The following is a 669-nucleotide window of genomic DNA, read 5'->3' on the forward strand; positions in this document are numbered from 1 at the left end:
CGCAAAGTGGCTCATCAGTATCATTGGATTTTCTGCGTGCTTTGCCAGCGTTAACTTATATACCCAAAGCCTATCAAGAATGGTTTGGGCTCAAGCGCGCGAACATCGTCCAACCAGTCCACTGGCTAAAATTTCGCGTAGAGGCGTACCTTCATCAGCAACAGTTTTAGTCGGTGCGGTGCTACTTGCGTCTTGTGTGATTGGGTCGTTATCCAAACTCGATTTAGAGTTTTTCCTAAAACTGGCCAACAGTATTTTTGTTTTGGTTTATCTATTGGCAATGCTAGCTGCATACAAATTGCTGCACGGACTAGGAAAAGCCCTCGCGGCAATTTCTTTAGTGTTATGTACAGGCGTGTTCATCTGTTTAGGTTGGTCTATGCTTTACGCCCTTGGCATTTTTGCGCTGCTCTCTCTGCCGTGGAAACAATGGCGACAAAAACGACACTCGAGCATTGTCGAATAACTTCAGACGTCAAATAGCTCAAAGAGGCGTTTAATCAACGGGTCAATGTTATCAAGACGAACATTCCCATATCCGATCACGACGCCCTGCCAATCTCGAGCTTTAAAATCGGGATGCTCATAAAAACTGACTGGGCGCATCACGATGCCCGCCTTTTTGGCTCGTTGCGTCCACGTGTTTTCATCAATCCCTTGTTGCCAGCT

At 46.3% G+C, this 669-nt stretch carries 2 pseudogenes; one reads left to right on the forward strand and one right to left on the reverse strand.

What is annotated here, in order from left to right:
* A pseudogene (locus R7040_RS26995) lies at nt 1–466 on the forward strand (L-methionine/branched-chain amino acid transporter); the annotation flags it as partial.
* 2 nt (nt 467–468) lie between these two features.
* Here the strand turns inward: R7040_RS26995 and R7040_RS27000 are convergent.
* Nucleotides 469–669: pseudogene (locus tag R7040_RS27000) on the reverse strand (PLP-dependent aminotransferase family protein); the annotation flags it as partial.

The organism is Vibrio sp. 1069 (assembly GCF_033340555.1).